Consider the following 25,486-nt stretch of genomic DNA (forward strand, 5'->3'; position numbering starts at 1 on the left):
CGTCGCCCTCCTCATGGCCGACGGCCCGAAGCCGCCTCCGCCCCCGCCGCCTCCGAAGCCCCCGGCCCGCGTCTCGGGGGAGGCGCAGATCCTCGCCGAAGGGCTGGACCAGGTCGTCGAACGCATCCGGCAGGACATGGCGAACCACCCGGACGCCGAGTTCGAGATCACCTGGCGGAGCCTCCAGTGACCGGAACCGCGGCGGCCCCGGCACGGCGCCCCGCGCCGGTCGCCACCCCCGGGATCGTGACCGCCGAGATCCGGCGGGCCAGGCGCCGCCACCCGGACGGCGGCACCCTGTTCCTGCGCGCCGCCCCGCAGTGGCACGGCCCCGACACGTTCGAGGTCGACGGCGCGGCCGTTCAGGTCGCGCCGTGCGGGACGCTGCTCGCCGTCCTCGACGCCGTGTCGGCGAAGCACACCGACTACCTGGTGGTGCTGTCGCCCTTCGAACGGCGCGACCTCGGCGACTCCCTCCTTGCGCACGCGATCGGGCAGGACGTCGTCGCCGTCAACCGCTGGGACCTCGTCCGGCACGCGTTCGGGGCGAAAACGCTCGACCCGCGCCTCACCACACCCGACCACGGCTGGGTGTCGGACGCGCTGCTGGAAGCCCAGCCCGACGCCGGATGGCCCAAGATCAAGGGTGCGCTGCTCGACTACGACACCGCCCTCGGCGCGGCCGCCTCGGCGCGGCTCGGCACCGGCGGCGCCACCGACGCCGCGAGCCTGCTGGAGTGGGCCGAGGACATCGCCGCCGTGTCCCGCTTCACCGCGCTCGCCGCGGAAGAGCAGACCGGTATCGCCGACTGGCTCGCCCGCAGCGCCGGTCCCGTCGCGGACGTGCTGTTCCGGCTCGTCCGGGCCGGGCACGCCACCGATGCCGTCGCGGCCGGCCTCCTCACCGGGGTCCTGTTCGGCCGGAAGGAGCGGCGGCAGGCCGTGCTGGCCGCGCGGGTGCGGGCCGAGCGGCTGTTCGGCGGCGCGCTGCCCGCCGAACCGGCGCTGACCGCGTTCGCCGAGGCGTGCGAGTCGCTACTGCTGCGCCGGATCGAGGCCGACCTGGTCCGGGCCGACGCGGTCCTGGGGCGGGCCCAGGAACTGCTCGACGAACTGCAGGCCGGTGACCTCGCCGGGGCCAGCCGCGTCCTGGAGGCCGGATACCGGCTGCGGCTCCGGACCCTGACCGACGCCGTCTCGGCGGCCGTGCCCGACCCCCTGTCCGCCGACGTCGCGGAGGTGGACCGGGCGCTCGCCGAGCTCACCGACCACCATCTGCACCGCGCCCGCACCGACGAGACCCGGGCCGCCGAGATGGCGGCCCGCCTCGTCCGGTGGCTGGCGCGCGACCCCGAACCGGCCGGATCGCTGCGCGAGCACGTCGACCGTCACGTGCGCGACGGCTCCTGGGTCGACCGCGCCGTCACCGACATCCGCGACAACGGTGCCGACACGTACGGCGGGCTGCTCGACGCCGTGCAGGCCCGCCGCGACGCGTCCGACGAGGAGTTCGCCGAGCGGCTCGCCGCGTGGAGCGGCGTCTCCGGCGGCGCCGAAGAACTCGTCCTGGTGGAGAACCTCCTGGACGCCATCGCGCGCCCGGTCGCGGCGCGCGCCGCCCCGCTGATCGTCGTCGTGGACGGCATGACCGCCGCGATCGCGGGCGCGATCACCGCCGAGATCACCGAAGGCGGCCGCTGGACGGAGACCGGCCGGCACGCGCAGGGGCGGGAGGGGGCGCTCGCCGGCGTCCCGTCCATCACCGCCTTCTCCCGCACGACCCTGCTCAGCGGGGAGCTGCGCGCCGGGCAGCAGGCCGACGAGGAGCGCGGGTTCCGCGACTTCTGGGGCACCCGCCCGTCGCGGCTCTTCCACAAGGCCGACGTCCGGGACGGACTCAGCGGCGAGGTCCAAGCGGCCGTCGCCGACCGGGGCACCGTCGTCGGCGTCGTCCTCAACGCCGTGGACGACAGCCTCGACAAGGGACGCGCCGACGGCCGCGCCGACTGGCATCCGAGCGGCATCGCCGGACTCGACCGGCTGCTGGACGCCGCCTGGCGCGCCGGCCGCCCCGTCGTCCTCACCTCCGACCACGGCCACGTCCTGGACCGCGGCGACGCGGCGATCACCGTCCGCGCCGAGGCGGCCCGGTACCGGACCGGCGAACCCGGCGACGGGGAGGTCGCCGTCACCGGGCACCGCGTGCTCGCGCCCGGCGGCGCCGTCGTCGTGCCGTGGAACACGCGCATCCGCTACAACTCCCGCAAGGGCGGCTACCACGGCGGCGTCTCCCTCGCCGAGATGGTCGTGCCGATCGTGGTGCTCCTCCCGTCCGAACGGCTCCGCCCGGACGGGTGGGAGACCTACACCCCGGCCATGCACGAACCCGTGTGGTGGACCGCGTTCACCGCGCCCCAGCAGGCCGCGGCCCCGAAGCCGGTCAAGAAGCGCGCCGAGGAGCCACTGTTCGACGTCCCGGCCTCCGGCGGCCTTCCCGAGGCGGACAGGGCGGACGGCATCGGCGCCCGCGTCATCGCCTCCGAGCTGTTCGCCGCGCAGCGCGAGCAGGTCCCCCGCACGCCCGTCGACGACGCGGGACTCACCGCGCTGCTCGACGCGCTCGCCGGAGCCGGCGGGAAACTGCCGCTCCCGGTCGCCGCCCAGCGCGCCGGACAGCTGCCCGCCCGCATGCACGGATACGTTTCGACGGTGGCGAAACTCCTCAACGTCGACGGGTACCAGGTGCTCGCCGTCACCGACGGCGGCCGCACCGTCGCCCTCGACCTGCCGCTGCTGCGCGAGCAGTTCCTCGGAGGGGGAGGCTGATGGCGCCGGTCAGCGCCGCCCGGCGCCGCGAGGTCGTGGACGCGCTGCGCCGCGGCACCGTCCCGCAGGCCGGCCTCGACCTGTTCGCGGTCGGCCTCGGCCGGTTCGAGACCGCCATCGACGACGAACTCGCCACGGCCGTGTCCGGCGGCGCGGTGTTCAAGGCGGTCCGCGGCGAGTACGGGTCCGGGAAGACGTTCTTCGCCCGCTGGCTCGCCGAGCGCGCCAAGCGGCGCGGCATGGCCGCCACCGAGATCCAGATCTCCGAGACCGAGACGCCGCTGCACCGCCTCGAAACCGTCTACCGGCGGCTCGTCGAACGGCTGACCACCGCCTCCTACCCGCCGAGCGCGCTGCGCGACGTCGTCGAGGCGTGGTTCTTCACGCTGGAGGAGGAGGTCCTCGCGGCGGGCACCGTCCCTCTCGGAGCGGACGGCCAGCCCGACCTGGCGGCGCTCGCCGCCGGGGTCGACGAGTTGATGGAGCAGCGGCTCGCGGACGTCGCCCGCACCACCCCGCTGTTCGCGTCCGCGCTGCGCGGCTACCGGAAGGCGCGCCTCGCCGACGACCACGCCACCGCCGAGGCGCTGCTCGCCTGGGTGGGCGGGCAGCCCAACGTCGGCGCGTCCGCCAAGCACGCCGCCGGCATCAAGGGTCCCCTCGACCATTTCGGCGCGCTCGGCTTCCTGCAGGGGCTGCTGACCGTGCTGCGCGACTGCGGCCATCCGGGGCTCCTCGTCGTCCTGGACGAGATCGAGACGCTGCAGCGGGTGCGCTCCGACGTCCGGGAGAAGGCGCTCAACGCGCTGCGGCAGCTCATCGACGAGGTGGACGGCGGACGCTTCCCCGGCCTGTTCCTCGTCATCACCGGCACGCCCGCGTTCTTCGACGGGCAGCAGGGCGCCCAGCGGCTGCCGCCCCTCGCGCAGCGGCTCGCCACCGACTTCTCCACCGACCCGCGCTTCGACTCGCCCCGCGCGGTCCAGCTCCGCCTCGGCGGATTCGACCTGCCCAAACTCGTCGAACTCGGCGGCACCGTCCGCGACCTGTTCGCCGCCGGCGCCCGCCACCCGGACCGCGTCAGCGCCCTCGTCGACGACGCCTACATCTCCGAACTCGCCAAGGCCGTCACCGGCGGGCTGGGCGGGCAGGTCGGCGTCGCGCCCCGCGTCTTCCTGCGCAAACTCGTCGCCGACGTCCTCGACCGCGTCGACTATCTGGACGGATTCGACCCGCGCCGCGACTACCACCTGACGCTGGCGTCGTCCGAACTGAGCGAGGTCGAACGTAACGCCGCCGCGTCCACCGTCCGCGCCGGCAGCGCCGACGACGTGGAACTCGACCTGTGATGGACGGCCTGCACCCGTCCCTGACGCACCACATCGTCAACGTGCTGTGCTGGGCTGGCCGTCACTGCGCCCGCTCCAGGAAGCGGCGCTGGAACCCGTCCTCGACGGCTCCGACGCGCTGCTGCTCGCCCCCACCGCCGGCGGCAAGACCGAAGCCGCGGTGTTCCCGCTGCTGTCGGCGATGGCCGCACAGAACCGGACCGGCCTGTCGATCGTCTACGTGTGCCCGCTGAAAGCGCTGCTCAACAACCTGCTGCCCCGGCTGGAGACCTACGCCGCCTGGCTCGGGCGGCGCGTCGCGCTGTGGCACGGCGACGTCTCCCAGCCGCGCCGCCAGGCCATCATCGCCGACCCGCCCGACATCCTGCTGACCACCCCCGAATCACTCGAATCAATGCTGGTCAGCGTCAAGGTCGACCACGACCGCCTGTTCAAGGGCCTGCACGCCGTCGTCGTGGACGAGGTGCACGCGTTCGCCGGCGACGACCGCGGCTGGCACCTGATCGCCGTCCTGGAACGGCTCACCCGCGTCGCGGGACGGCCCCTCCAGCGCATCGGCCTGTCGGCCACCGTCGGCAACCCCGGCGACCTGCTGACCTGGCTCCAGGGATCGGGGACGCACCGCCCACGCCGGGTCGTCGCCCCCGAAGCCGGACCCGTCCCCGAACCCCACGTCGAACTCGACCACGTGGGCTCCGTCGAGAACGCCGCCAAGGTGATCTCCGCGCTGCACCGGGGCGAGAAACGCCTCGTCTTCTGCGACTCACGCCGGATCGTCGAGCAGCTCGGCGCCGCGCTGCGCGCCCTCGGCGTCACCACCTTCCTCTCCCACGCGTCCCTCTCCCTCGACGAACGGCGCCGCGCGGAAGAGGCGTTCGCGGAGGCGCGCGACTGCGTCATCGTCGCCACGTCCACCCTCGAACTCGGCATCGACGTCGGCGACCTGGACCGCGTCATCCAGATCAACTCGCCGCCCACCGTCGCGGCGTTCCTGCAGCGGCTCGGCCGCGCGGGCCGCCGCCCCGGCACCCGCCGCAACTGCCTCTTCCTCGCCCTCGACCGCGAGGACGCCCTGCGGGCCGCCGCGCTCCTGCTGCAATGGAGCCGCGGATTCGTCGAGCCGGTCGCCCCGCCACCCGAACCGCGGCACATCGCCGCCCAGCAGCTCCTCGCCCTCTGCCTCCAGGAGAACCAGGTGGGGGAGCGGCTATGGCCGGAATGGTGGGGCGGCCTCGGCCCGTTCGGCTCGGCCGCGGCACCCATCGTCCGCCACCTGGTGGAACAGGGCTACCTCGACTTCGACGGCGGCATGCTGTTCATCGGCCCGGAGGCGGAGAAACGCTTCGGCCGCATCCACTTCCGCGACCTCACCGCCGTCTTCACCGCCGCCCCCGAGTTCACCGTCCTCAGCGGACGGACCGAGGTCGGCCGCGCCGACCCCATGCTCCTCACCGAGCGCGTCGTGGGACCGCGCCTGCTGCTCCTCGGCGGTTACAGCTGGCGCGTCACCTGGATCGACTGGAAGCGCCGCCGCTGCCACGTCGAGCCCGCCGAGGGCGGCGGCAAGGCAGGCTGGATCGGCACGGGACCCGGCCTCGTCTCCTTCGAACTGGCCCGCGCCGCCCGCGACGTCCTCCTGGGGGCCGACCCGCCCGTCGCGCTGACCCGCCGCGCGACCGCCGCCCTCGCCGCCGTCCGCGACGACCTGGACTTCTCCGTCCATCCCGGCGGGACGGTGATCAGCCGCAGCCCGTCCGGCGACCTGCGCTGGTGGGCGTGGGCCGGTGACCGCGCCAACGCCACCCTCAAGGCGACCCTGGGCGACCTCGCCGACCAGTCCCAGCGCATCGACCCCGGCCTCATCCGGCTCCGCGGGGACCTGCGCCCCGACGGCTGGCGCGACGCCGTCCGGGAACTGGCGGAGCACCTCGTCCTGCCCGACGTGGACGACCGCGCCGTGCACGGCCTCAAATTCTCCGCCGCACTGCCCCGCCACCTGGCCGAGGCGACCCTCGCCGCCCGTCTCGCCGACCTCGACCACGCCGCCCAGGCCCTCACCGAACCGCACCGCTTCACAACCCTGGCGGGGTAGGCCCGGGCGGTGCGTCAGGTGTCAGGTGCCGTGGATCTGGAGTTCCCAGAGGGAGTAGCCCCATTGGGTGGCTCGGGTGGTGCCGTACATGCGCACGTATCGGCCTGAGCCGGTGACGGCGAGGGTTTGGGCGCCGCCGGTTCCGGATGCCGTGGAGTAGAGGGTCGTCCAGGTGTTCGCGTCGTTCGAGACCTGGATCCGGAATGCCTTTCCGTAGGCGGTTTCCCAGTTGAGCGTCACCCCGCAGATGGAGTGGGTGCCGCCGAGGTCGACCTGGAGCCACTGCGGGTCGCTGAAGGCCGATGACCAGCGGGTGCCGGTGTTCCCGTCGACCGCGTTGGGCGCGGGGAAGGCGCCGGATTCCTGTGACGACGCGGTGGCGGTTCTGCCCTGCGCGAGGTTGCTCGCCGAGCAGGTGTTTCCGCCGCCGCCGGACGGCAGGCTCCATTGCTGTTGCGGGGATCCGGTGCAGGTCTCGATGTCGAGTTGGGCGCCGGTGTTACCGCCCGGAACGGTCAGGCAGAGGCCGGAGTGCGGGTTGGCCAGTTCACCGTTGGGCTGAGGTTGCCAGACTTGGGCGTTGGTGCCATTACAGGCGTACCAGTCGACTTTCGTCCCGCTGGACGTTCCTGCGGCGACCACGTCGAGGCAGCCGCCCTGGACGCGCATGGTGTCGTCGCTATAGGTCGCCCAGGTCTGGCCCTCGGACCCGTTGCAGCCGCTGGCGCGGATCGGGTTGCCTTCGGTGTTCAGGGAGTTCTGGTTGGTCAGGCACTGGCCGTTGATCCCGGTGATCCGTCCCGTCGCGGTGGCCGTGGCGGTGGGTGTGGAGTTGCCGCCCTGCTCGTACACGGCCACGTAGTCCACGCTCATCGAGGCGCCGGAGGTGGTGGCTGACGTCGGCGTGGTGCAACCGCAGACACCGTCGGGGTAGTTACCGCCTACCGCCAGGTCCCAGATGATGAAGAACCCGTGGTCGATGGCCTGCTGCCAGGCGGACGTGCCGACCGACGCCTGGGCGATGGTGCTCGTCACCCTGCCGTCCATGAGGAACTGGAGCGTCTCGGCGCTGGTGTTGGTGCGGTCGATGATGACCGAGTAGGTGTGGTAGCCGGTCTGGCAGGACGAGGACGTGTCCGGGCACGCGATCAGCCCGTGTCCGGGGTTGGTGGCCGAAGTGTGCAGGGTCTGGGACGCCTGGTTCAGGCCGTTGACGTCCTCCATCATGTCGATCTCGCCCGAGGCGGGCCAGCCGCCGCCCGCACGCATCGGCGCGCCCAGTGCCCAGAACGCCGGCCAGTAGCCCAGGCCGTTCGCCGGATTCGGCTGCCTGATCGAGGCCGTCATCTCCATCTTGCCGCCGGGCGGGGCCTGGAAGTCGTCGCGCGTGCTCTCCAGCCGCGCCGAGGTCCAGGTGCTGCCGTTCTTGATGGCCTTGAGGACGAGGTTGCCGCTGCCGTCGAGGTAGGAGTTGGCGGTGGAGCTGGTGGTCTGCTCGATCTCGCCGGTGCCGTATCCGGTGCCGATGTCGTAGAACCAGTTCGCCGACGACGGCGGCGAACCGGCGGCCCCGGCGAAATCGTCGCTGAACACGGTGGTCCAGCCGGCCGGAGGCGGCGGAACGGTGGCGGCGCGCGCGGCGGGGGAGCCGATCGCGGACGCCGTCACCACCGCGGTCAGACAGGCGCCGAGCAGCGCCGTCACGGCGAGGAACGAAAGGCGTCTGAGCGAGTCCGATGAACGACCTAAGGGTGCTGGTGCTGCGGACATGAAGATCTCCAGAGCGGGGAGCGGGTGCCCCTCATGAGGGGCCTCTAGAGGCGTACAGTGATCTGATTCACACCTTATGTCAAGGCTAAATTTAAGCATCGGCATCCTGACCCGATCGAGCCGGTCGCACCCGCCGCCGCGAGGCCGAGTCCGGGCGCGGCCTGCGGACCGTGTCCCTCATGGCCGCCGGCTGGGGCTGGCTCGTGGGGCGGCGGTGGAGCATGAACCAGCCGAGGGTGCGCTCGACGACCCGGCGGCGTGGCAGTGGGGTGAAGCCAGGACTGTCAGCAGGAGTCCGAGGGTGTCGACCACGATGCCGCGTTTGCGGCCGATCTCATCGTCGCGCCAGAGGCTGAAGTAGCCGTACACAGTCTGCCAGGGTGGGTAGTCGTGCGGCCGCCTGCGAAATCAGACACGGGCGGCCATTTTGGAATGAGACAGAAGAACAGTCATAAACGTGGCCCCCGAGGTACTGCTCTTGCCTCGCCTGTCCCAACTGGCTCCTGTGTTGCTCTCCGAGTAAGGCCGCAGCACATAAGGATCCTCGCCTATCGCCATGCTTCAGGATCAAACGCTCTTTAGCGGCGACGCTGTCGCGCATATCTGGTCATTTTGTATCCGAGGTATGCGAGCCAGTATCCGCATATCGCCGAAATTCCGACGATGATGTCTATCACCACATTTGCGTGATGCGTCCAGCCGATGGCAGAGGCGATCAGGTAGCAGGTGAGCCCCACGGCGGCCAGGAGGAAGCCGGTCATGAAGATGGCGTACTGATAAGTAGGCATCAGCGCCGAGTCCGGCACATCCTGCCTAGCTCGCCGTAGGGGCATGACTCTGTCCTTTCGTCCGACGTCTGAACTGCTCGATCAGCCCAGCGGATTCACCCCGAGGGACAACGAGCCTGCGATGCCGATTCCACATCCGAGCGCCGCGGTACCAAGGAGGACCACGCCTTCGCCGACGCCTCCGACCGCGGCCCCCAAGGGTGCCTAGGGGCGGTGGTGAAGCCGCCGCTGATGCAACTGCTCGCGGCTCCGAGGGTCTCCGCCCAGGGGAACCGGCTGGTGGGGACGGTGAGTGCCTGGTCCTGTCGCATAATTTCGCCGGGTTGCCGGGCAGTTGCCGGGTGGCAAGGGAGCACGTCTGTGATCATGCGCCTCTTGTCAAGCCCGGTAAAGGCGTGCAGGGAACTTGCGGCGGGAATGTTCGGGTCGTGAGCGTGCGGGGCCTGCATGTCCTAACGGCCAACACTCACCAGTGGAGCGTGCGAATCGGCGGTCTGGCGCGCGACCGGCACACCAAGCCTGTCGGTCGTCGGGCGTGGCAGGCGGCTGGGTGCGGTGGCCGTGCGTCGTTCCGTGCGGGGACGCCGGCGCGCGGCTCGTGTTCCGGCGTGAGGCCTACGGTTTGCGGCCGATGGCGGCGTAGCCGTCGACCGGGGGGCCGGTCAGGTCGGGGTGGACGGGGCGCCACTGGGTGATCTCGACCAGGCCGGGGGCGACCAGGTCCAGGCCGTGGAAGAAGCCGGCGATCTGGGCCACCGGACGGGCCGTCATGGAGGCCGTGCCGTCCGCCTGGTTCCACATGCGGATCGCCTCGTCGGTGCGCTCGCCGTGTACCACGTTCGTGGTCGCATACAGCGCGAGGTGTGAGCCACGCGGTAGCGCAGACACGAGGTGGTCGATGATGCCGGACAGTTCTCCGTCGTCGGGGATGAACTCGGTGATGCCCATGAGCATTAGGGTGATCGGCTCGGTGAAGTCCAGGGTTCGGGCGGCCTGGTCCAGGATTGCGGCCGGGTCGCGCAGGTCGGCGTGGACGTAGTCGCAGGCGCCTTCGGGGGTGCTGGTCAGCAGGGCTCGGGCGTGCGCCAGCACCAGGGGGTCGCGGTCCGCGTAGACGACGCGGGTCCCGGGTGCGGACCGCTGCGCGACCTCGTGGGTGTTGTCGGCCGTGGGCAGCCCGGTGCCGATGTCGAGGAACTGCCGCATGCCCGCGTCCTCGACCAGGTACGACACGGCGCGGTTGAGGAACTGGCGGGACTCGCGGGCCAACTGGGCCACCTCGGGCAGCACCTCCATGGCCTGGTCGCCCGCCGCCCGGTCGACGGGGTAGTTGTCCTTGCCGCCGAGCAGGTAATTCCACACGCGGGCGGGGTGCGGAACCTCGGTGTCGATCTCTGGTTCGTCCATCGGGGCGGCCTCGATGCGGGGAGGGAGCGTGTCGGTTTCGACCGTACGGGCCGCCGGTGGCGCGCCGGTGCGGGAACGGGGATCGGGCGGCGGCCTAATGCGGCCGGGATGCCTGCCGGAGATGATTTAGTCATACTTCTTGACTGTCATTGATCGTTACTATAGCTTGAGTGCCAGTTGATCCCCCATCCGAGCGGGGATCGGACGAGGAGATCCGCCATGGGCACCACCGGTTTCGACTACGCCATCACCCGCACCCTGGACGCCCCGGTCGGCAAGGTCTGGGACGCCTGGACCGTCGCCGACGACTACGGCAAGTGGGCGAGCGCCGAGGACGTCGTCCTGGACGTCCGGCCCGGCGGTGCCTGGAGCGCGGTCATGGTCATCCCCGGCGGCGGCCGCGTCCCGCTGGGCGGCACCTACACCGAGGTCGTGCCGAACGAGCGGCTGGTGATGGGGATGAACGTCCCCGGCAGGGAGGAGCCCGTCCTGATGACGCTCGACCTGGCCGCCGACGGCGACCGCACCAAGGTCACGCTCTCCCAGACCTTCGACACCGCCGAGGACCGCGACCAGTCCGAGCAGGGCAGCAACATGCTCCTGGACGGCCTGACCGCCTTCCTGGCCTCGGCTTGAACCCGAGCCTGACGCCCGCGCGGACGTCCCGGTGTCCGCGCGGGCATCAGCGTTCCGGCTGGCAGTGGGGGCACCAGACGGTCCGGCGGCCGGAGACGCGGCGGCTGGACAAGGGGGTGCCGCAGCGGGGGCAGGGGCCTTCGGGGACGTCGCGGGCTCCGGTGAGCCAGGTGTCGCGGGGCGGGACGCGTTCGGCCTTAATCGAGTCGCGCAGGACGCGGCGCATCGCGCGGTGCAGGGCCGTGACCTCGGCGGCGTCCAGGTCGCCGGCGGTGCGGAGCGGGTTGATCCGGGCGCGCCAGCAGATCTCGTCGGCGAGGAGGTTGCCGAGGCCGGCGATGATCGACTGGTCGGTCAAGGCCGGCTTCAGGCGTCCGCGGCGGTGTGACAGGAGGTCGGTGAGGTCGGCGCGGGTGATCTCCAAAGCGTCTGGGCCGAGACCTTCTAGCGTCCTTTCGGCCTGTTCGTTGCTGCCGGCGAGATGGACGCCCTGGAGTTTGCGCATGTCGCGGTAGCGCAGTTCGCCCTCGCCGAGATGCCAGATGACGCGGTCGTGCCGGTGCCGGGGCTCGTCCGCCGCGTGCCAGGAGAGCGAGCCGGTCATGCCGAAGTGCAGCAGGAGGACGGGGCCGCCGGCCGGCGCGAGGAGCCACTTGCCGTGGCGGTGCGGCTCCTCGAACCGGTGGCCGCGCAGTGCGGTGCCCAGCCTTCGGGCGGTGACCCCGCGCAGGACGCCCGTGTCGAGCACGGACACCGAGGTGATCGGCTCGCCGGTGTGCTCGGCCAGCACCCGGCGGAAGCCCTCGACATCGGGAAGTTCCGGCATGGCGGGTTCCTACCCGCCGATATCAGCGGGGCACGACGTGGGGGGCGATGCTGGAGAGCTTCTCGCAGGTCTCCTCGTACTCGCGGTCGGGGGCCGAGGCGCTGACGATGCCGGCGCCGGCGCGGAGCCAGGCGCGGCCGTTCTCGCTGTAGAGGGCGCGCAGGACGAGGGCCGAGTCGAGGGCGCCGTCGTGGGAGACGGCCACCACGGCGCCGGAGTACATGCCGCGGCGGTCTTCGAGGCGGGTGATGGCCTCGATCGCCGCGGGCTTCGGGATGCCGGACGCGGTCACGCCGGGGAACAGGGCGTCCAGGGCGTCCCAGGGGGAGCGGCCGAGCGCGAGGGCGCCGGCGGCGCGGGAGCCCAGGTGCTGGACGCTGCCCCGCTCCTTGACCGTCATGAAGTCGGTGACCCGGACGGTCTCGGGGTCGCAGACGCGGTGCAGCTCCTCCACGGACGTCCGGACGGAGACGGCGTGCTCGAAGATCTCCTTCGGGTCGTTCTCCAGTTCGCGGCGGGTGCGGGCGTCCGCGTCGGCGCCCGCCCCGAACGCGCGGGTGCCCGCCAGGGGCTGGGTCATGACGCAGCCGTCGGCGTCCACGGTCGCGAGGACCTCGGGGCTGAACCCGGTGGCCTGGAAACCGCCGAGGTCGAGGAGGAACGAGCGGGCGGGGGTGTTGGCCTCGCGTCCGCGCGCGTAGGTCGCGATGACGTCGACGGGGTGCGGGATGTCCAGCCGGCGGGACACGATGACCTTCTGGTAGCGGCCCTCGTGGATCTCGGCGACCGCCTTGGCGACCTTGGCGCGGTAGGCGTCGCCGTCCACCCGGACGTCGACGGGGGAGGGGACGCCGGCGATCGGGGCCGCGCCGGCGAGGAGCTCGGCGACTTGCTCGGTGTCGGGGCCGGTGATGTGGGCGCGGCCGGCCTCGATGCGGACCTCGGTGCGCGGGACGATCAGGTGCGCGAGGCGTCCGGTGGGGCGGGTCGCGGCGAACTCGAACGCGATCCAGCCGTAGGCGTTCCAGGTGGGGAGCGGGGCCTCGGCGAAAGCGTCGCGGAGCGCGTCGGCGGGCCGGCCGGACCAGGGGCGGGTGGACGGGGCGCCGTCCGGCCAGCGGGTGCGGACGGTTTCGGAGTCGAGGACGACCTCGCCGAGCATCCCGCCCGCGAACGTCCACGAGCCGGGCCGCTCGTACACCACGTAGTCGCCGAACAGTCCGGATCCGGCGAGCCGGGCCATGGCGGCGAGCGGCTCCGAAGGGCATTCCAGCACGAGTTCTGTGGGGTTCGCATCAGTGCGCAGACCGATGGACAAGGCAGCCAACTCCCTTTCGCGACCGGAAGATCAAGTTAGGTAAGGCTAACCTTGTGCGCTTGTCATAGGCAAGGCTAACCTAACTCGCGATCATGAGGTCGGACGAGAGGGCGGGCGTGCAGACGACGGCGGAGCGGCGGCGCGAACTGATGCGGCGGATGATGGCCGAGGCCGGGCTGGGATCCGGTGATGCCGGGCTCGCTCCCCGAGAGTCGGACGGCCCGGCGCCGCTGTCCTACGCGCAGCAGAGCATGTGGCTGCACCACCGGACGTTCCCGGACAGCCCCGCCTACAACGTCTGTCTCCTCATCCGCATGCACGGTCCGCTCGACACCGCCGCCCTGCGGGATGCGCTGCGCGGGTTGATCCGCCGCCACGCCGTCCTCCGCACGACTTACTCGGACGCCGGTGACGAAATGGCGTCCGGTCCCTTGCTCAACGCGTCTGAGAGGACGGTGACCGGCACTCCTGCCCGGCCTCCGCAGGCCGCCACGGACGACGGTGCTTTCGGTCTCCTGCCCGTCGCGTCCCAGGACGCGGATGTGCGGGCGGTGCAGGTCGTTGGCGCGGACGACTCGGTGGGGCTTGAGCCCCGTGCGTGCGAGGACGCCGAGGCGCGGGCGGCGGAGTTGGCCGCAGTGCCGTTCGATCTGCGGAACGGGCGGCCGATCCGGCTTGAGCTGCTCAGGCTCGGTGCGGACGAGCATGCGCTGGTCCTGGTCGTCCATCACATCGCGTGGGACGGGATGACGTGGGGTTCGCTCTCGCGCGATCTCTCGGCGCTGTATCGCTCAGCCGTCACCGGGGAGCCGGACGGGCTGCCGGCGCTGAACGTCCAGTACGCCGACTACGCGGAGTGGGAGCAGCGGCGGCCCGCCGACGAGGGCGATCTCGCCTACTGGCGGGAGCGTCTGGATCCGCCGCCCGCGCCGCTCGACCTGCCCGCCGACCATCCGCGCGGCGCCGTCGTGGACGAGCGGGGCGGGCGGCGGTCGCGGCGGTTCGATGACGCCGTGACCGACGGGATGCGGAAGCTCGCCGCCGAAGAGAACCTCACCCCCTACATGGTCATGATGGCGGGCTACGCCGTCCTGCTGCACCGCTACACCGGCGCGGACGACGTTGCCATCGGTTCGGCGGTGATGAACCGGGAGCACGCTGGAATCGAGCGGCTCGTCGGCAACTTCGGCAACACGCTCGTGCTGCGCACCGACCTTTCGGGCTCGCCGACGTTCCGGGAGGCGCTGCGGCGCACCGGCCGGACGGTCACCGAGGGCTTCGCGCACCAGACGTTGCCGTATGACCGGATCGTCCAGGAACTGCGTCCCGCGCGTGGACGGGGACGGTCGGCGTTCTTCGACACGATGCTCCTGTTCCTCGCGCAGGAGATCGGCGAGCTCGACCTGCCCGGCGTCACGTCGAGCTGGACGCACATCCACAACGGGACGACACATTTCGACCTGTCGCTGGAGGCGTTCGTCCGGCCGCAGGGCATGACGGTCGAGGCCACGTTCCGGCGCGAGCTGTTCGACGACGAGCGCATTGACGCGCTGCTCGTCCACCTGGAGACGCTGCTCGGGGACGCGCTCGCCGACCCGGACCGTCCCATCGGCGCACTGAATATCCTGGACGACGGTGAGCGCGCCCTCATCGAGGACGCCAACGCCACCGACCAGCCGGTTCCCGACACGAACGTCGTCGCACTGTTCGCGGAGCAGGCCGCCCGCGCACCCGCCGCAACTGCCGTCGAGGCCGGGGCGCAGTCCCTCACCTACGCCGAACTGGACGAGCGGTCGTCGGCTCTCGCCGCGCACCTTCGCGCCCGAGGCGCCGGGCCCGAGACTGTCATCGCACTCGCGCTGCCGCGCACGCCCGATCTCGTCGTGGCGCTGCTCGGCGTCCTCAAGGCGGGGGCCGCCTATCTGCCACTCGACCTCGACCATCCCGCCGACCGGCTCGCCTACATGCTGGACGACGCCCAGCCCCTCTGCGCGATCGTCACACCGGAAACCGCGCGAATCCTCCCGGAGGAAACGAGCCTTCTCCTCCTCGACGGCCCCTTGGACTCAAGAACCGCGCCGCCGGTGGAGGTAAGTGCAGACCAGCTCGCCTACGTCATCTACACGTCGGGCTCGACCGGACGTCCCAAGGGTGTGGCGATCCCGCACGGCGCGCTGACGAACTTCCTGCTCTTCACCCGGTCCCAGCTGCGCCTGGATGCCGATGATCGCCTGGTCGCGGTGACGACGATCGCGTTCGACATCGCCGCACTGGAGCTGTTCGCGCCCCTGATCAGCGGCGCGACGATCGTCCTCGCGGACCGGGTCGCCGTCCGCGACCCCGCCGCGCTCGCCGGGCTGCTGGAGGACGCCACGATCGTCCAGGGCACCCCGTCCCTGCTCGGCACGCTAGACCCGGCCGCGCTCAAGCGACTCCGGGTGCTGGTCGGCGGCGAGGCGCTGCCCCCGGCGCTCGCCGAGACCCTCCAGGCGGAGGCGGCGCTCGCGACCAACATGTACGGTCCGACCGAGGCGACGATCTGGGCGACGTCCGCCGACCTTCCCGCGTCCGGCATCGGCGGCCCGTTCTGGAACACCCGCGCGCACATCCTCGACGCGAGCCTCCGCCCCGTTCCGCCGGGCGTGCCCGGTGAGCTGTACCTGGCGGGCGCGCAGCTCGCCCGCGGCTATGCCGGCCGCCCCGACCTCACGGCGGAGCGCTTCGTCGCCGACCCGTCCGGGCCGCCCGGTTCCCGCATGTACCGGACGGGCGACCTCGCGCGGCGCGCCCGCGACGGGTCGATCGAGTACCTCGGACGCACCGACGACCAGGTGAAGATCCGCGGATTCCGGATCGAGCCGGCCGAGACGCAGGCGGTGCTCGCCGCGCAGCCGGGCATCGCGCAGGCCGCGGTCGTGGTCCGCGAAGACCGTCCCGGCGAGCCCAGGCTCGTCGGCTACTACGTCCCATCGGACAACGCGGACGAAACGGCCCTCCGGAACGCGCTCGCCGAAGCACTGCCCGAGTACATGGTGCCGTCCGCCCTCATCGCCCTGGACGCGCTGCCCCGCACCGTCAACGGCAAGCTCGACCGCGCCGCGCTGCCCGCGCCCGAGGCCGAGGTGTCCGGACGCGCCCCGCGCGACGCGCGCGAGGCCGCCCTCTGCGCGATCTTCGCCGAGCTGCTCGGCGTCGAGGGGATCGGCATCGACGACGACTTCTTCGCGCCCGGCGGGCACTCGCTGCTGGCGACCCGCGTCGCGGCGAAGGCCCGCGCCGTCCTGGGCGCGGAGCTGTCCATCGCGGACGTGTTCGAGGCCCCGACCGTCGCCGCGCTCGCGCCCAGGCTCGTCACGACCGACATGGTGCGCGTTCGCGACGTCGGACGTTCCGACATCGTCCCGGCGTCGGCGGCACAGCGCGGGCTCTGGCTGGAGGAGCGGCTGCGCGGCCCGTCCGCGTCATACGCGCTGCCGCTGGGCCTCCGCCTCCATGGGCCGGTGGACGACGAGGCCCTCGGCCAGGCGTTCGCCGACGTCGTCGCCCGGCACGAGGCGCTGCGCACGCTGCTCGTCGAGGGGCCGGACGGCCTGCCCGTCCAGCGCGTCCTGGAACCGGACGCACCCGTGCACCTCTCCGTCATCGACGCACGGGGCGAGACCGGGCAACGGCAGGCCGACATCGAGCGGGACGCCACCGCGCACGTCTTCGACATCGGCCGCGACCTGCCCGTCCGCGGCACCCTCATCCGCACCGGCGACGACGACTGGTCGCTGATCCTCCTCCTGCACCACGCCGCCGCCGACGAGTGGTCGTTCACGCCGCTGCTCGCCGACCTGGCACGCGCCTACGAGGCCCGGCGGGACGGAAACGAACCCGCGTGGGAGCCCCTGCCCGTCCAGTACGGCGACTACGCGACTTGGCAGCGCGAAGCCGCGCCCGACCCGGCGCCCCAACTCGACTTCTGGGCGGAAACGCTCGCCGGCCTGCCCGAGGAGACGGTCCTCCCGTTCGACCGGCCGCGCCCGGCGGAGGCCACCCACCGGGGCGGGCTCGTGCCCTTCCGGCTTCCCGCCGCAGGGGTTCGGGAGCTGGCCCGCGATACGGGGACCAGCGTGTTCATGGTTCTGCACGCCGCCGTCGCCGCGCTGCTCCAGCGGTCCGGCGCGGGCGACGACATCGCGCTCGGCTCGCCCATCGCCGGACGCGCGGACGAGGACCTCGCCGACCTCGTCGGAGTCTTCGTCAACCCGCTCGTCCTGCGCACCGACCTGTCCGGCGACCCGACGTTCGCCGAGCTGCTCGACCGGGTGCGCGCCGCCGACCTCGCCGCGTTCTCGCACGCCGGCGTCCCGTTCGAGCGGGTCGTGGACAGGCTCGCCCCCGAACGCTCGCTCGCCCGCAGCCCGCTGTTCCAGGTGATGGTCGTCCACCAGCGGCTGGACGACGTGCGCCTCACGCTGCCGGACGTCCGCGCCGAGCCGTTCCTGCCGGAGACCGGCGGCGTGAAGTTCGACCTCGACCTCTACTTCGCCGAGGGCGCCGACGAGGTCGAGGGCTTCGCCGCGTTCGCCACCGACCTCTTCGACGCCGCCACCGTCGAGGGGCTCCTGGACGGCCTGAACGAGCTGCTCACCCAGGTCACCGCCGACCCCGAGCGGCGGCTCTCCTCCCTCGGCGCACCCGTGGAGCACCCCGACACCGCCCGCGAGTTCCCGATCCGGACGGTCGCCGCGCTTATCGAGGAACAAATCGCCCGAACTCCCGGCAAGACGGCCGTCGTCTTCGGCGACACCGCCCTCACTTACGCCGACCTCGACCGCCGCGCCGAGCTGCTCGCCGACCGGCTCGCCGCCGCCGGCGCCGGCCCGGAAGAGATCGTCGCGCTCGCCCTCCCACGCTCCGCCGACTTCGCCGTCGCCCTCCTCGCCGTCCTCAAAACGGGCGCGGCCTACCTCCCGATCGACCTGTCCTATCCGCCCGCCCGCATCAAGAAGATGCTGGAAACGGCCCGCCCCCTGCTGGTCGTCCACGCAGACGATCCGCCGGACCTCACGGGGACGGCGATCGGCGTGAACGCCCGGCTCGTGCGCGCACTGCCCGCACCAGGCCGGGACGAGGCGCCCGCGTCCCTCCCAGGCCTCACGGGGACGGCGATCGGCACGGACGCCCGGGCGCTGCCGGCATCCACCCGCACGCCTGCCGTCTCCGGCCGCGACGAGCCGCCCGTGGTGGCCCCACCCCGGCAGCGGGCCGGCATCGACCCGCGCCATCCCGCCTACGTGATTTTCACGTCGGGCTCCACGGGGACGCCGAAGGCCGTCGTCGGCACCCAGCGCGCTCTCGCCAACCGGCTTTCCTGGGGAGCGGACCTCGCGGCCCCCGGCGTGCGCGTTGCGAAGTCGTCGCCCGCGTTCATCGCCGGCACGACCGAGCTGCTCGGCGGCCTCGTCGCCGGTGACACGGTCCTCATCGCCGCCGACGCGACCGCGCCCGACGCCGTCGCGCTCGCCGAGTTCATCGAACGGCACGGCGCTGGCCTCGTCACGCTCGTCCCCAGCCTGCTCGCCGCGTTCGCGGAGAACGGGCTGCCGTCGTCCGTCACCACCTGGATCAGCAGCGGCGAGGCGCTGCCCGCCGCGCTCGCCGAGCAGGTCCCGACTCGCCTGGTCAACCTGTACGGGTGCTCCGAGGCAGCCGGCGACAGCCTCATCGCCGAAGCCGGCGGGCTGACGCCGATCGCCAACACCCGCGCCCACGTTCTGGACGCCGCGCTCCGTGAAGTCCCCGTCGGCGAGCTGTACCTGGCGGGGGACGGGCTGGCGCGCGGCTACCTCGGCGACCCGGCCCGCACCGCCGAGCGTTTCGTCGCGGACCCATTCGGCCCGCCCGGCTCCCGCCTCTACCGGACCGGTGACCGCGTCCGCCGCCGCCCGGACGGCGGCCTCGACTTCCTCGGCCGCACGGACGACCAGCTCAAGGTCCGCGGGTTCCGGATCGAGCCGGGCGAGGTCGAAGCCGTGCTCGGCGCGCTGCCCGGTGTCCGGCGGGCCGCCGTCGCCGCCCACGGATCCCGGCTCATCGGATACGTCGTCGGCGATGCCCGAACCGAAGCCCTGCACGAGTCGCTGCGAAGCCTGCTTCCCGACTACCTCGTCCCGGCCGAACTGGTCGTGCTGGACGAGTTGCCGCTCAACCCGAACGGGAAGGTCGACCGCCGCTCGCTCCCCGAGCCGGGGCGCCCCGCCGGCGGACGCGCACCCGAGACGGAGGCGGAACGCGTCCTGGCCGCGCTCGCTGCGAGCGTCCTCGGCCGCGACGCCGTGGGCGCTGACGACGACTTCTTCCGGACCGGCGGCGACAGCATCAGCGCGGCGCTCCTCGTCGCCCGCGCCCGCCGCGCCGGCCTGTCGTTCACCGTCCGCGACGTCTTCCGCCTCCGGACGGTCGAGGCCCTCGCGCGGACGGCCGCGCCCGCCACCGAGGCGGCCCCCGCCCAGCAGGCCGAACCGGCCGGTGAGCTGCCGCTCTCGCCGCTCCAGGAGGGGCTGCTCTTCCACCTGATGCTCGCCGGCGAAGGCCGCGACATCTACGTCCAGCAGGCCGTGGTGAAACTGTCCGGCCCCATCGACCACGGGCGCATGGCGGGCGCCGCACGGGCCGTCCTGACCAAGTTCCCCAATCTACGCGCCGGTTTCCGGACGGACGGCGACCGCGCCATCCAGTTCATCCCCGACGAGTTCGACCTGCCCTGGACGCACGCCACCGTGCAGCCAGACGAACTCGAAGCCTTCATCGACGCCCAGCGGGCCGAGCCGTTCGACCCCGGCGAGCCGCCGCTGATCCGGTTCGCACTGGCCAGCCTCGCCGCCGACGACCACCGCCTGATCCTGACGTCCGAGCTGATCCTCCTGGACGGCTGGTCAGGCGGCCTCCTCGTCACCTCCCTGCTTGACTCGTACACCGACGCCGCGGCGGAGGAGGCCCGCCCCGTCCGGCCGTTCGGCGCCTTCCTCGACTGGGTGAACACCCGCGACAAGGCCGCCGCCGTGGACGCGTGGCGCCGCGCGCTCGACGGTTTTGACGAGCCCGCCCTCGTCCGTCCCGGCCTGGTCGACAAGCCCGCCGACCTCGCGAACGCCGGCGAAGTGCACCGTCCGCTCCCGCCCGCCCTCGCCGAACGCCTCGACGCCGTCGCCCGCGACCAGGGAGTCACCCCGAGCACCCTCTTCGAGACCGCGTGGGGCCTGGCCCTCATGGGCCTCACCGGACGGGACGACGTCGTCTTCGGCGCCTCCGTCTCCGGACGCCACCCCGACGTGGACGGCGTCGAATCCATGGTCGGCCTGCTGTTCAACACCATCCCCGTCAGGGTCCAGGCAGGCCCGGCGGACGCGCTCGCGGCCGTGCTCGACCGCGTCCAGGCCGCCCAGTCCGAGCTGTTCGACCACTCGTACGTCGCGCTCGCCGACGTCCAGCGAGCCACCGGCCTCGGCACGCTCTTCGACACGCTGTTCGTCTTCCAGAACTTCCCCGGCATGCCGACCGACCGCGGCTTCGGACCGGACGGCGATCTCCGCGTCCTCGGCCGCGAGGTCCGCGACGCCACCCACTACCCGATCACCATGGTCGTCGAACCGGGCACCGGGCTCCGCGTCATGTTTCGCGGGGACGCGTTCACCGAGGCCGAAGCCGAACGCATCACCGACCGCTACCTCAAGGTTCTCCACCAGCTCGCCGACGACCCCGGCACGCCGTGCCACCGCCTCGACCTCCTCGTCCCCGAGGAACACGACCGGCTCCGCCGCGACTGGGACGAGGCGTGGCATCCCGTCCCCGAACTGACGGTCGCCGAACTGCTCGCCGAACAAGCGGCCGACCAGCCCGATGACCTCGCGCTGGTCTCCCTGCCCGACGTCCGCCTCACCTACGGGGAGCTGAACGCCGAGGTCAACCGCCTCGCCCGTCTCCTCATCGCGAACGGCGCCGGCCCCGAACGGGTCGTCGCCCTCGCGCTGCCCCGCTCCGCGCAGATGGTCGTGGCGCTGTTCGCCGTCCTGCGCACCGGTGCCGCGTACCTGCCGCTCGAACTCGACTATCCGGCCGACCGGCTCGACTACATGCTCCAGGACGCCGCCCCCGCCTGCCTGGTGTCGCACCGAGACATCGCCGCCGGCCTCACCCACTCCGGGACGACCCTGGCGCTGGACGATCCGGACACCGCCCGAACCCTCGCCGACCTCCCCGGCACCGACCTGACCATGGACGAACTGGGAGATTTCGCCCCGGGCACTCCCGGCCGGCTCGACCATCCCGCCTACGTCATCTACACGTCCGGCTCGACGGGGCGCCCCAAGGGCGTGGTGACGCCGTACCGCGGCCTCACCAACATGCAGTTCAACCACCGCGCCAACATCTTCGACCCGGTCGTCGCCTCCGCGGGACGGCGCCTCCGGATCGCGCACACCGTCTCCTTCTCCTTCGACATGTCGTGGGAGGAACTCCTCTGGCTCATCGAAGGCCACGAAGTGCACGTCTGCGACGAGGAACTGCGCCGCGACGCCGAAGCGCTGACCGCCTACCTCCGCCGGCACCGCATCGACGTCATCAACGTGACCCCGACCTACGCCCAGCAGCTCCTGGACGAGGGACTCCTGGACGGCGACCACCGCCCGCCGCTCGTCCTCCTCGGCGGTGAGGCCGTCCCGACCTCCGTGTGGGACAGGCTCGCCCAGGCCGACGGCGTCCTCGGCTACAACCTGTACGGGCCGACCGAGTACACGATCAACACGCTCGGCGGCGGCACCGGGGACAGCGCCACCCCGACCGTCGGCAAGCCGATCTGGAACACCCGCGGGTACGTCCTGGACGGCTGGCTGCGGCCCGTCCCGCCGGGCGCGCCCGGCGAGCTGTACATCGCGGGCGCCGGCCTGGCGCGCGGCTACCTCGGCCGCGCCGACCTGACCGCCGAGCGCTTCGTCGCCGACCCCTTCTGCGGCGGCCGCATGTACCGGACGGGCGACCTCGTGCGCGTCCGCGCGGACGGCAACATCGACTTCCTCGGCCGCACCGACGACCAGGTCAAGATCCGCGGCTACCGGGTCGAACTGGAGGAGATCGAGACCGCGCTCGCCGCAGAACCCGGCGTCGGGCAGGCCGCGGTCGTCGCCGCCGACACCGGCGTCCCCGGCGTGAAACGCCTCGTCGGCTACATCGTCCCGGACGGCACCCGCGAGAGCGCCGCCGACGAGCAGCTCGCCGAATGGCGGCAGATCTACGACGCCGAGTACACCGAGGTCGGCACCGTCGTCCACCACGAGGAGTTCGCCGGCTGGGACAGCAGCTACGACGGCGCCCCCATCCCGCTGGACGACATGCGCGAATGGCGCGAAACGACCGTCGAACGCATCCGCGCACTGCGTCCTCGCCGCGTCCTGGAAATCGGCGTCGGCGCCGGACTCCTCCTCACCCGCCTCGCCCCCGAAAGCGAGGAGTACTGGGGTACCGACTTCTCCGAACCCGTCATCGACAAGCTCCGCGCCGACCTCGGCCCGGACTCGCCCGTCCGGCTGAGCTGCCGCCCCGCCCACGACACCGCCAGCCTGCCCGAGGAGTACTTCGACACGATCGTGATCAACTCGGTCGTCCAGTACTTCCCGGGCGCCGCTTACCTTCAGGACGTCATCGCCAGGGCGATGCGCCTACTCGTCCCCGGCGGGATGCTGTTCATCGGCGACGTCCGCGAGCTGCGCACCGTCCGCTGCCTGCACACCGCGATCCAGCTCGGACGCGGCTCCGCCGACCTGGACACCATCGAACGAGCCGTCCGGATGGAAAAGGAACTCCTCCTGGACCCCGCCTTCTTCACCGCTTTGGACGGTTGCACCCGCGTGGACATCCTCACCAAACGAGGCACCCACCACAACGAACTAACCCGCCACCGCTACGACGCCATCCTCCACAAAACCACCCAACCCACCACCACCCCACCCACCCCGACCATCGACTGGACCACGCTCGACGACCTCGTTGACTTGCGGCGTGTTGTGGCTATGGAGGCTCCGATAACAACAACACGCCGCAAGTCAACGGGGGGGACCCTGCGGGTGCGGGGGATTCCCGACCCGAGGCTGGCTGGTGAGGTCGCCGCTTTGCGCATGCTCCGCGAAGGGGGATCGGCGGACGAGGCGCGGGAGGCGCTCGACGTCCTGGACGGGATCGAGCCGGAGACGCTCTACGCGCTGTTCCCGGATGTCGTTCTCACTCCGTCCGAGCAGGTCGGGTGCTATGACGCCGTGTTCGGTGGGGGAGTGGCGTGCCTTCCGGCGGAGCCGGGGCGCGCGCCCGCCTCGTATGCGAACAATCCGGTCGCCGCGCGTGATCACGGGGTGCTGGCGGCGCGCGTCCGGGAGAGCCTCAAGGGCAGGCTGCCCGGTTACATGGTGCCTAGCGCGATCATGACCCTGGACGCGCTGCCGCTCACGGTCAACGGCAAGCTCGACCGGCGTGCCCTGCCCGATCCCGGCCAGGACGGTCCGCGCAAGGCGGGCCGCGCGCCCCGCACACCCGTCGAGCGGCTGCTGTGCACGCTGTTCGCCGAGGTCCTGGACGCGCCGGGCGCAGGCATCGACGACGACTTCTTCGACCTCGGCGGGCACTCGCTGCTCGCGACGCGGCTGGTCGGCCGCGCGCGGGCCGTGCTGGGCGCCGAGCTGGCGATCCGCGACCTGTTCGAGGCGCCGACGGTCGCGGAGCTCGCGGAACGCGTGCACCGCAACGCGGACGCGGAGCCCCGGCCCGTCCTGGAGCCGAAGGAGAGGCCCGAGCGCATCCCGCTGTCGTCCGCGCAGCGCCGGCTGTGGCTGCTCGACCAGCTGCTCCGCGAGGACGACGGGCCGCGCGGCGCCTACCATCTGCCGCTCGCCGTGCACCTGCGCGGTGACCTCGACCTCGCGGCGATGGAAGCGGCGATCAGGGACGTCACCGCGCGGCACGAAAGCCTCCGGACGGTCTTCGCCGAGCACGACGGCACCCCCTACCAGCGGATTCTCGACCCGGAAGAGGCGCGTCCCGTCCTGGAGGTCGCCACCTGCGCGCCCGCGGACGTGATCGCCAGGCCGTTCGACCTCGCCAAGGACATCCCGCTGCGGGTCGCCGTGTTCCCCGAGGGTGAGCGCGAACATCTGCTGCTCGCCGTGTTCCACCACATCGCGTTCGACGAATGGTCGTTCGGGCCGTTCGCCCGCGACGTCGCCGAGGCTTACGCCGCCCGGCTGGACGGGGAGGCCCCGGCCTGGGAGCCGCCGCCCGTCCAGTACGCCGACCACGCGCTGTGGCAGCGGGAGCTGCTCGGCGACCCGCTCGACCCCGGCAGCGTCCACGCCCGGCAGCTCGACCACTGGGCCCGGACCCTCGCCGGCCTCCCGGAGGAGATCCCGCTCCCGGTGGACCGGGCCCGCCCCGGCACCGTCGGGCAGCGCGGCGGGACGTTCACCGCCGACCTGCCGCCCGGCCTGACGCGGCGCCTCCGCAAGGTCGCGCGCGACGCGAACGCCAGCATGTTCATGGTGTGCCAGGCCGCCGTAGCCGCGCTGCTGCACCGGACGGGCGCCGGCGACGACATCCCGCTCGGCAGCCCCGTCGCCGGGCGCACCGAGGAGGCCGCGCGCGACCTCGTCGGCTTCTTCGTGAACACGCTCGTCCTGCGCGCGGACGTGTCCGGCGACCCCGCGTTCGCGGAGCTGCTCGGCCGCGTCCGGGACGCCGACCTCGCCGGGCTCGCCCACCAGGACCTGCCGTTCGAGGCGGTCGTCGAGGCGTTGCGCCCGCGCCGCGTCCCCGGACGCAACCCGCTGTTCCAGGTGATGGTCGGCTACGAGAGCCAGGGCGTCGGCGACGTGCGGTTCCCCCGCCTGGAGCAGCGGGAGGCGCTGTTCGCGCCGGGCGCGGCGAAGTTCGACCTGGACTTCATCTTCCGCGAGGCGGCGGACGACCTCCGGCTGATCGTCGACTACTCCGCCGACCTGTTCGACCGGGACACCGTCGCCGCGATGGCGGACGGGCTGATCCACCTGCTGGAGGCCGTCGCTGACGATCCCGGTGTGAAGGTCGGCGTGCTCCCCGCCGTGCTGACCGCCCGCGCCGTGACGGAGGAGACCGCCCCGGCGGAGGCGAGAAGGGACGACGACCGGGAGGCGGTGCTGTGCCGCATCTTCGCCGAGGAACTCGGCGTCCCCGGCGTCGGCCCGGACGACGACTTCTTCGACCTCGGCGGCCACTCGCTGCTCGCCATGAGACTCGTCCGCCGGATCAGGAGGGAGCCCGGCTGCGCGGGACTGAAGATCGCCACGCTGATGTCCGCGCCCACCGTGGCGGGGCTGCTGGCCCGGCTCGGGTGAGAGGGCTCATACCGCCGCACCCATTGCGTGGTTAGGTGAGCCTAACCTAAGATCCTTGATCAGTAATCCCCCGAAG

General features: G+C 72.3%; 10 protein-coding genes and 2 pseudogenes. 6 read left to right on the forward strand and 6 right to left on the reverse strand.

The features are described from left to right. The 4 genes and pseudogenes from HUX53_RS22700 to HUX53_RS22715 all read left to right on the forward strand — a co-directional run. Nucleotides 1-190: pseudogene (locus HUX53_RS22700) on the forward strand (hypothetical protein); the annotation flags it as partial. After that, nucleotides 187-2,826, forward strand: a complete 2,640-nt coding sequence (gene pglZ, locus HUX53_RS22705; protein WP_176405242.1) for a BREX-2 system phosphatase PglZ — start codon at nt 187-189, stop codon at nt 2,824-2,826. The pseudogene HUX53_RS22700 and the gene pglZ, both read left to right, overlap by 4 nt. After that, nucleotides 2,826-4,175, forward strand: a complete 1,350-nt coding sequence (gene brxD / locus HUX53_RS22710) for a BREX system ATP-binding protein BrxD (RefSeq protein ID WP_176405243.1) — start codon at nt 2,826-2,828, stop codon at nt 4,173-4,175. Before pglZ ends, brxD begins: the two co-directional genes overlap by 1 nt. Nucleotides 4,176-4,221: 46 nt before the next feature. Then, complete coding sequence (locus HUX53_RS22715; protein ID WP_309237376.1) at nt 4,222-6,267, forward strand: DEAD/DEAH box helicase; 2,046 nt, start codon at nt 4,222-4,224, stop codon at nt 6,265-6,267. A gap of 21 nt (nt 6,268-6,288) precedes the next feature. Here the strand turns inward: HUX53_RS22715 and HUX53_RS40115 are convergent, their stop codons facing one another. The 4 genes and pseudogenes from HUX53_RS40115 to HUX53_RS22730 form a co-directional block, all read right to left on the reverse strand. Then, nucleotides 6,289-7,971 carry a discoidin domain-containing protein gene (locus tag HUX53_RS40115; RefSeq protein ID WP_217919774.1) on the reverse strand — a complete coding sequence of 561 codons (1,683 nt, stop codon included), beginning with the start codon at nt 7,969-7,971 and terminating at the stop codon, nt 6,289-6,291. Nucleotides 7,972-8,313: 342 nt separating this feature from the next. Further along, nucleotides 8,314-8,433 (reverse strand): annotated as a pseudogene (locus HUX53_RS43120) (transposase); the annotation flags it as partial. A gap of 182 nt (nt 8,434-8,615) precedes the next feature. Further along, nucleotides 8,616-8,798 (reverse strand): hypothetical protein, encoded by a 183-nt coding sequence (locus HUX53_RS22725; RefSeq protein WP_176405244.1) that lies wholly within the window; start codon nt 8,796-8,798, stop codon nt 8,616-8,618. 642 nt (nt 8,799-9,440) lie between these two features. Further along, nucleotides 9,441-10,232, reverse strand: coding sequence for an SAM-dependent methyltransferase (locus HUX53_RS22730; protein ID WP_176405245.1), 792 nt, complete (start codon nt 10,230-10,232; stop codon nt 9,441-9,443). Nucleotides 10,233-10,451: 219 nt separating this feature from the next. Between HUX53_RS22730 and HUX53_RS22735 the strand changes: the two genes are divergently transcribed. Then, complete coding sequence (locus tag HUX53_RS22735) at nt 10,452-10,868, forward strand: SRPBCC domain-containing protein (RefSeq protein WP_176405246.1); 417 nt, start codon at nt 10,452-10,454, stop codon at nt 10,866-10,868. A 46-nt stretch (nt 10,869-10,914) separates the two neighbouring features. On the opposite strand, the gene HUX53_RS22740 is transcribed toward HUX53_RS22735, so the two are convergent. Continuing rightward, nucleotides 10,915-11,694 (reverse strand): Fpg/Nei family DNA glycosylase, encoded by a 780-nt coding sequence (locus HUX53_RS22740; RefSeq protein WP_176405247.1) that lies wholly within the window; start codon nt 11,692-11,694, stop codon nt 10,915-10,917. 22 nt (nt 11,695-11,716) lie between these two features. Beyond that, complete coding sequence (locus HUX53_RS22745; RefSeq protein WP_255205529.1) at nt 11,717-13,012, reverse strand: salicylate synthase; 1,296 nt, start codon at nt 13,010-13,012, stop codon at nt 11,717-11,719. Between the two features lie 92 nt (nt 13,013-13,104). Between HUX53_RS22745 and HUX53_RS22750 the strand changes: the two genes are divergently transcribed. After that, the gene (locus HUX53_RS22750; protein ID WP_176405248.1) at nt 13,105-25,410 is read left to right on the forward strand and encodes a non-ribosomal peptide synthetase; all 12,306 of its coding nucleotides are present in this window, start codon (nt 13,105-13,107) and stop codon (nt 25,408-25,410) included. Nucleotides 25,411-25,486: the final 76 nt, after the last annotated feature.

The sequence above is a fragment of the Actinomadura sp. BRA 177 genome, assembly GCF_013372625.1.
Classification (GTDB): domain Bacteria; phylum Actinomycetota; class Actinomycetes; order Streptosporangiales; family Streptosporangiaceae; genus Spirillospora.